Source organism: Flavobacteriales bacterium (assembly GCA_013214975.1).
Classification (GTDB): domain Bacteria; phylum Bacteroidota; class Bacteroidia; order DT-38; family DT-38; genus DT-38.
The window spans coordinates 1-8,222 of record JABSPR010000289.1; the positions used below are offsets into that span (position 1 = coordinate 1).

7 protein-coding genes are annotated in these 8,222 nt (G+C 36.0%); 6 read left to right on the forward strand and 1 reads right to left on the reverse strand.

Going from position 1 to position 8,222, the window contains the following annotated elements; genetic code table 11:
- A partial coding sequence (locus tag HRT72_09250) for a transposase (protein NQY67890.1) occupies positions 1–178 on the forward strand: 178 nt, incomplete at its 5' end.
- Positions 179–236: 58 nt separating this feature from the next.
- Here HRT72_09250 and HRT72_09255 read toward each other — a convergent pair.
- Complete coding sequence (locus tag HRT72_09255) at positions 237–1,655, reverse strand: aldehyde dehydrogenase family protein (GenBank protein NQY67891.1); 1,419 nt, start codon at positions 1,653–1,655, stop codon at positions 237–239.
- Between the two features lie 179 nt (positions 1,656–1,834).
- On the opposite strand from HRT72_09255, the gene lpdA reads away from it, so the two are divergent.
- The 5 genes from lpdA to HRT72_09280 form a co-directional block, all read left to right on the forward strand.
- A complete protein-coding gene (gene lpdA / locus HRT72_09260; protein ID NQY67892.1) occupies positions 1,835–3,220 on the forward strand; it encodes a dihydrolipoyl dehydrogenase in 1,386 nt (461 codons plus the stop codon).
- Positions 3,221–3,253: 33 nt separating this feature from the next.
- The gene (asnB, locus tag HRT72_09265) at positions 3,254–5,131 is read left to right on the forward strand and encodes an asparagine synthase (glutamine-hydrolyzing) (protein ID NQY67893.1); all 1,878 of its coding nucleotides are present in this window, start codon (positions 3,254–3,256) and stop codon (positions 5,129–5,131) included.
- Between the two features lie 30 nt (positions 5,132–5,161).
- A complete protein-coding gene (locus HRT72_09270) occupies positions 5,162–6,361 on the forward strand; it encodes a glycosyltransferase (protein ID NQY67894.1) in 1,200 nt (399 codons plus the stop codon).
- Between the two features lie 111 nt (positions 6,362–6,472).
- Complete coding sequence (locus HRT72_09275) at positions 6,473–7,210, forward strand: polysaccharide biosynthesis/export family protein (GenBank protein ID NQY67895.1); 738 nt, start codon at positions 6,473–6,475, stop codon at positions 7,208–7,210.
- A gap of 16 nt (positions 7,211–7,226) precedes the next feature.
- The coding region (locus HRT72_09280; protein ID NQY67896.1) for a hypothetical protein at positions 7,227–8,222 on the forward strand (996 nt) is incomplete at its 3' end.

Here is an 8,222-nt window from a genome sequence, read left to right on the forward strand (position 1 = left end):
AAAAGGTCTAGATATAGAAACTATCAAACAAGTTGTTAAAGAACGTATTGAGATATATAACAACAGGAGACCGCATGAGTCCTGCAATATGCTAACTCCAATACAAATGCACGATCAATCAAAAATTAAAACTTATAAAATGAAAAAGAGCAGCAAAAACGTTTTTGCTGCTCTTTAATTAATCTATTTTTATCAACCTAAAACCTGTAACGATTATTTAGGACTAGACATATTTATTAAAACTGCATAGCTTTTATTTCGCAATACTCATGCAATCCAGCGTTTCCAAACTCACGTCCGTTTCCTGATTCTTTATAGCCACCAAAAGGAGCCTCATGATTAGGCTCGCCACCATTAATTGCGCACTGTCCTGCTTTAATCCTAAGACCAATAGCCTTGGCTTTATCTTTATCTCCTGCCCAAACAGCAGATGCTAATCCGAATGGCGTATCGTTTGCTATTTCCACAGCCTCATCAATACTTGAATACTTAATCATTGATAGAACCGGCCCAAAAATCTCTTCTTGTGCAATAGCCATATCATTTGTAACATCCGCAAAGATTGTTGGAGAAACATAGTTCCCAACAGTCATTCCTGCAGGCATTCCAGTACCACCAGTTACTAACCTAGCTCCCTCTGCAATACCCTTATCAATATACTCTAGCACGGTAGCTTTTTGACTTGAAGAAGCCATTGGGCCAATAAAAATGCTTGGATCTGTCGGATCACCTACAGTTAAAGCTTCTGTTTTAGTCTTTGCTAATTCAACTGCTTTATCATAGATAGATTCATGAATAACCATTCTTGTAAGAGCGTTGCATGTTTGTCCCGTATTAACCATAATATCATTAATACCGAAATCAATTGCAGCATCTAAATCCGCTTCTTCCGTGATAATGAAAGGTGACTTACCTCCTAGCTCTAAACAAACTCTTTTTACCGTTGGAGCTGCTGCATTAGTTACTTGTACTCCGGCTCCAGTAGAACCAGTAAACGTTACTAAATCAACATCTGGGTGCGAACTTAATCTACCACCTATTTCTCTTCCACTTCCATGAACAATATTAAAAACACCTGCTGGCAAACCAACGGCTTCGCACATTTCAGCAAAAATAAATAAATGACTAGGAGTTTGACTTGCAGCCTTTACAACCATTGTACAGCCAGCTGCAATTGCAGGAGCAACTTTTCCAATTAATTGCCAGATTGGATAGTTCCAAGGATTTATCATTGCACAAACGCCGATAGGCTCTTTAGAGATAACAGAGTTACCCACTTCCTCAACTTCATCCATGTGCTTCGCCTTATCCGCAAACGACTCACAAATAATTCCTAGCGGATCAACTTGATAAGCTGCGGCATTCTGCACTGGCATTCCTAACTCGTCAATAATTGTTTCTGTTAATTCAGCATTTCTCTTTTCTGCCTCAGCAGCAAGTTTTCTCAAATACCCTTCTCTTTCTGAAGCACTTGTAGTCGACCAAGTTTTAAACGCTTCCTTTGCGGCAGCAACAGCAGCATCCACATCTTCCGAATTACCCATTGGCACAACAGCAGAAATCTCTCCAGTTGCTGGATTTGTTACTTCACTCGTTCCTGTTCCATTTGGCTGAACCCATTGTCCATTGATGTAAAACTTGTCGTATTTTCTCATTGTAAGTATTCTTTAATTCAATTAATATAATTTTCATTCTAATACGCCATTAGAATTATTATGGCCCATCTAATCAAATTTAACATTTATCTTGTATTTCGCACCCCTAGCTCTTTCTTTTTTATTCAACTATTTACCTTTAAATTCGTTATACAAACACAATCACAAAAACGTATCGAATGGATTATGATATTGTAGTTCTTGGAAGCGGCCCCGGAGGTTATGTCGCGGCAATACGCGCGTCTCAATTAGGTCTTAAAACTGCCATTATCGAAAAGGAAAATCTCGGAGGAATCTGCCTTAACTGGGGTTGTATCCCAACCAAAGCACTTTTGAAGAGTGCACAAGTTTTTGAATATCTAAATCATGCAGAAGATTTTGGCATAACTACAAGTGGAGTTAAAGCAGATTTTACAGCTATCGTCAAGAGAAGTAGAGATGTAGCGGATGGAATGAGTAAAGGAATTCAATTCCTCATGAAAAAAAACAAGATTGATGTAATAACCGGTTTTGGAACATTAATAGATCGCAATACAATTGAGATTGAAATGAATGGTAAAAAATCTATCATTCAATCAAAGAACATAATTGTTGCAACTGGTGCTCGCTCACGAGAATTACCCAATATCCCACAAGATGGAAAACATATTATTGGCTACCGAGAAGCGCTTACTCTAAAGTCTCAGCCAAAATCGATGGTAGTGGTTGGCTCAGGTGCAATAGGCTCAGAGTTTGCTTATTTCTACCAGACTTTAGGCACACGAGTTACTCTTATTGAATACTTGCCTACAATTGTTCCTGTAGAGGATAAAGATGTTTCGGATCAACTCCGAAAGTCTTTCAAAGAATCGGGCATGAAGGTAATGACTAATGCAAGTGTTGAAAGCGTTAAGGTTTCTGGTAAAAAGATTAAAGTAATTGTTAAAACAAGCAAGGGAGAAGAAACCATTGATACAGATATTGTATTATCTGCCGTAGGTATAGTTTCTAACATTGAAAACATTGGACTAGAAAACACTGGAGTAATTACTGACGCGGGGAAAATTGTAACAAATGAATATTACCAAACAAACATCCCTAATGTTTATGCTATTGGAGATTGCGTTGGAGGTCAGGCTTTAGCGCATGTAGCTTCTGCCGAAGGTATTATTTGCGTTGAAAAAATTGCTGGAGAAAAAACAGAAGCACTTGATTATGGCAACATCCCGGGGTGTACTTATTGCCAGCCAGAAATAGCATCTGTTGGCTTAACCGAAAAAAAAGCAATTGAAGCTGGATATGAATTGAAAATCGGAAAATTTCCATTCGCCGCTTCAGGAAAAGCATCAGCTTCGGGCCATAAAGACGGCTTTGTTAAATTAATTTTCGATGCAAAATACGGTGAGCTACTTGGTGCACATATGATCGGGGCCAACGTAACAGAAATGATCGCAGAAATTGTTGCAATACGAAAACTAGAAACAACTGGACATGAATTAATAAAAACCGTCCACCCGCATCCTACTATGAGTGAAGCAATTATGGAAGCGGCCGCTGCGGCATATGGCGAAGTAATTCATTTATAGACGCCACGTTACCAAAACAATTAACTTTATACCATGTGTGGTATTACAGGTATTGTTTCTTTTAGTGAACAAGGAAAATCATTTCATGATTCCATCGACAAGGCTGTAAGTGCCCTAAGTAAACGTGGCCCTGATAGCTATGGCACCTTTCGAGACAAGAACGTTTCATTAGGACATACTAGGCTGTCTATTATCGATACTAGCTCGGCGAGCTCTCAACCATTTACAGATCCAACCGGAAGATTTACTATTGTTTACAATGGCGAATTTTATAATTACGCGAGCATAAAAGACGAATTGCAAAACGATGGAGTACAATTCATAACTACCGGCGACACTGAAGTTCTTCTACAATTATATATCAAGCTAAAAGAAAAATCCCTTGAAAAAATAAATGGTTTTTTCGCATTCGCGGTTTACGACAAAGAAGATGAATCCGTGTTTATTGCAAGGGATCGATTTGGTATAAAACCCCTTTTATATTTACAGGATGAAGACAAACTTATTTTTGGATCAGAAATGAAAGCGCTGCTTTCTTATAATATTTCCAAAGAAATCGACTTCGAATCACTCCATTCCTATTTAGAATTAAACTATATACCTGCCCCGCATTCAATATTCAAAAATGTAAAAAAATTACTACCTGGCCACTTCCTGAAAATAACCGAGCAAGTAGAATCAGAATGCTACTACGAAATCCCTGCGCCTAATACCTATTCATCCCATACATACAATGAGGCAAAAAAACAGACGTTAGAAATCTTAGAGAAATCTGTACAACGCAGGTTGGTATCTGATGTACCATTAGGCACTTTCTTAAGTGGAGGAATTGACTCTAGTATCATTACGGCTTTAGCATCGAAACATCACAACAAAATCAACACCTTTTCTATTGGATTCAAAGATAACAAGATGTTTGATGAAACATTCTACTCTCGTTTAGTTGCAAAGAAATTCAATACAAATCACACTGAATTCGCACTTTCCACGGATGAATTACACGAAAGTCTTCATTCAACGCTAGACTATTTAGACGAGCCGTTTGCAGACTCATCTGCATTGGCGGTAAATCTTCTTAGCAAATACACACGCCAACATGTAACGGTTGCATTGTCTGGAGATGGAGCCGATGAGCTTTTTTCAGGATACAACAAACACAAAGCAGAATACGAAGTCAGAAACCCTGGATTTATGGCTAATGCAATCCGTAAATCTTCTTTCATTTGGGAAAACATTCCACAGAGCAGAAGCAATAAAATCGGAAACATTTCAAGGCAACTCCATCGATTTAGAGATGGAATAAACTTATCAGCCAAAGAACGATATTGGAATTGGGCCAAATTCAATGATATTTCTTCACAAAACATTCTTAATCATACTTTAGAGAAAGACATCCTTGATAAAAGAAAAGAAACTCTTTTAAAAGACATAAAAAACGAGGGCGATTTCAACGACATCCTACGATCTGACATGCATCTAGTTCTTCCAAACGATATGCTTCACAAAGTCGATATGATGTCTATGGCAAATAGTTTAGAAGTTAGAACGCCATTTCTGGATCACGAATTAGTTGATTACGTTTTTAACTTAACTCCTGATTTTAAAATAAATCGAAAAATTAAAAAGAAACTTTTACAAGACACTTTCCAGTCAATTTTACCCAGTGAGCTCTACGATAGACCAAAGAAGGGATTTGAGGTTCCATTATTAAGTTGCTTTAAAACCGAACTTAAAAGTTTAATAAATGATGAACTTCTTGAAGACTCTTTCGTTAAAGAGCAAAACATATTCAACCCAAGCAAAATAAAAGAATTAAAATCGCGATTATTTTCCAATTCACCTGGAGCTATTGAATCCCAAATTTGGGGATTAATTGTATTCCAAACATGGTGGAAAAAATGGATGGCATGATCGCATTCTAAATCATAGAAACAAGCAGATATGCCTCGAGTATTGAGAATCATTAACCGGTTCAACCTAGGTGGACCAACTTTTAACGTTAGCTACTTATCAAAGTACATGTCTGATGATTACGAGACAATGTTAATAGGAGGCGAAAAGGAAGAAAGCGAGGATAGTTCATTATTCATCTTAGAGAAACTAGGGTTAAATCCTCTACTAATTCCAGAAATGAAGAGAAGCCTTAACCCGCTCAATGATCTTAAAGCCTATTTCAAAATTCGGAAAATCATAAAGGAATTTAAACCTGATATCGTGCACACACATGCAGCAAAATCGGGGGCACTAGGACGGTTAGCAGCATACCATTGTAAAGTCCCTATAATAGTACATACATTTCATGGGCATGTCTTCCACTCCTACTTCTCTACAATTATAACCTCTGTGTTCAAAATCATCGAAAGATATTTGGCATCAATCAGTACACAGATTATTGCCATATCAGAAATTCAAAAGAAGGAACTCGTTAACATTCACAAAATATCCGCTGAAAACAAAACCAGTATCGTACCTCTCGGTTTCGATCTATCAAAATTCAAAGAAGACAAACAAAAAAAGCGAGAAGCATTTAGAACTAAATTTAACATTAAAGAAAATGATATAGTTATATCAATTATTGGACGTTTAGCTCCTATTAAAAACCACAAACTATTTCTTGAGTCTATTGAATATATTGTTCAAAAAACTAATAAAAATATAAAAGCACTTATAGTTGGCGATGGACAAGAAAAGGCAAAACTACAGACATTAACATCCGAATTAGATCTCGACTTCACGGAAAAAGAATTCAATCGTGATAGCCAAGTAATAGCATATACATCTTGGATAAAAGAAGTAGATGAAGTATTAGCTGGTTCAGACATTGTAGCACTAACATCTTTTAACGAGGGCACACCTGTCAGCTTAATTGAAGCCCAAGCTGCAGGAAAACCTATTGTATCAACAAGAGTAGGAGGAATTGAAAATATTGTTAATGAAAATATTACAGCTCTACTTTCTCCAAGCGATGATTTGAATGCTTTTAAATTAAACTTACTTGAACTAATTGAGAATGATTCTAAAAGAGAAGAAATGACAAAATCAACGTCAGGAAAATCTACTAAAGAATTTGAATATCAAACCTTATGTAGCAACATGGAGTGGTTATATGAGCAATTAATAAAGATGACAAATAGAGATTAAATTAACTGCAGATCACTTCTATTATTTGATTTGCATACTATTTAATACTTTTACTTAAATACAAACAGCAACATGACACCAATTTCCCGATTTTGTTTATTGATCTTTTTAATGAGTTCAACATTAAGCTCTTGCTATTTCAATCCAAGTATGATGTTGAAAACAAAGAGAGATTATCAATTCTCTAGCTTCCCAAAAGAAAGTAATCAGGAGTACGTGATTTCGCCGAATGATAGACTGACATTTCGTTTATTATACAATGATGGATTTAAATTAATCGACCTATCATCGGGAGGGCAAGGAGGAAATGTTCTCAGACAGAATCAGAGCAGTACGTACCTAGTTGAATTTGATGGAAAGACAAAACTTCCCTTACTTAGAAGAACTCAAATCGCAGGTAAGACGATTAGACAAGCTGAATTAATGCTTGAAGAATTATACTCGGCCTACTATGTAAAACCTTTTGTTATTCTCAAAGTAACTAATAGAAGGGTAATGATCTTTCCTGGGAGTTCAGGTAGCGCTAAGACAATTTCATTACAAAACGAAAGCACTACACTCTTGGAAGCTTTAGCTTTAGCCGGCGGTATACCGAGCACAGGAAGGTCTAAGAAAATCAAAGTAATTAGAAAGAGTGCTTCAAGTAAGACTGGCAACGAAGTATTACTAATCGATCTATCAAATATTGACGGGCTCAAACAAGGAGAATTGATCCTTCAAGGGGGTGATATGATCTATATTGATCCCATACCAAATATTGCAGAGCAAGCGTTGAGAAACTTAAACCCTTTTGTATCATTATTATCGACTATTCTTCTTATCATCACGCTAACTGGCTTGGGAAATTAATGATTGAACACATCTTATGATCCAAAAAAGCTTTTCTAACCTAAATGAAGAATTTAATGAGGGCTTATTTTTCAATATTATTAAGAAAAACCTTCCATGGCTTTTCTTGTTTTTCTTTATAGGCTTATTAAGTGCATTTCTAATTATTCGGTATTCGCAAGAAGTTCACCAGTCTAATTCTATTATTCAGTTAAGCGATAACAATCAGGCAAAACGAGTCCTTAATGTTGAAGACATATATAAGCAAAAAGGATTAGTAGCGCAAATTGAGCTTCTAAAATCAAACGTCTTTATTAAGCGTGTTCTAAATCAACTCCCTTTAGAGCATTCTTATTTCATAGAAGGCACCTTTAAAAACAATGAACTTTATAACAAGTCGCCCTTTAACGTCGAAACAAAAATTAAAACAGAAGGGATCTATGGTATAAATGTTTTTGTATGTTTTATAAGCGAGAGAGAAGTCAAGGTGTCTTACCGTTTTGGGGGGAAAGAATTTACAGAATCCGGAATCCTTCCAGAGTGGATACAGTTTCCTCACTTCGACCTAAAAATCAACATACTGGATTTCAATAGCTTAATATTCTCCTTGCCTGAAGAAGATAAAAAACTGTACTTCTTCCAAATGAATAACGTTAATAATTTAATATCACAGTACAGAAATCAACTTCAAGTTGTAATCGCGAATCATGAAGCTAGAACTATCAGTGTTTCTTTTCTGGACAATAACGCGAAAAAAAGTTCTGAAGTAGTGAACAAAATAGCTGAAGAGTTTATAGAATATGATGTTGAAAAAAAGGCAGAAAGTGCTAGCAATATTATTCAATTTATAGATGAGCAACTTAAAAATGTATTTAGCACTTTAAAATCTTCAGAATCCTCAATACAAGAGTTCAAAAGGAGAAATCGATTTAATTTAAATGATAACATTTCATCTAATTATATTGACAAAATAGAAGTAGCAAAAACAGAGCTAATCAACCTTGATTTTGAAAAAGAGATAATATCGAATATT

Excerpts from the sequence above, each read along its gene's own strand:
- HRT72_09255 (NQY67891.1), bottom strand. The coding sequence starts at position 1,655 with ATGAGAAAATACGACAAGTTTTACATCAATGGACAATGGGTTCAGCCA.
- lpdA (NQY67892.1), top strand. The coding sequence starts at position 1,835 with ATGGATTATGATATTGTAGTTCTTGGAAGCGGCCCCGGAGGTTATGTC.
- asnB (NQY67893.1), top strand. The coding sequence starts at position 3,254 with ATGTGTGGTATTACAGGTATTGTTTCTTTTAGTGAACAAGGAAAATCA.
- HRT72_09270 (NQY67894.1), top strand. The coding sequence starts at position 5,162 with ATGCCTCGAGTATTGAGAATCATTAACCGGTTCAACCTAGGTGGACCA.
- HRT72_09275 (NQY67895.1), top strand. The coding sequence starts at position 6,473 with ATGAGTTCAACATTAAGCTCTTGCTATTTCAATCCAAGTATGATGTTG.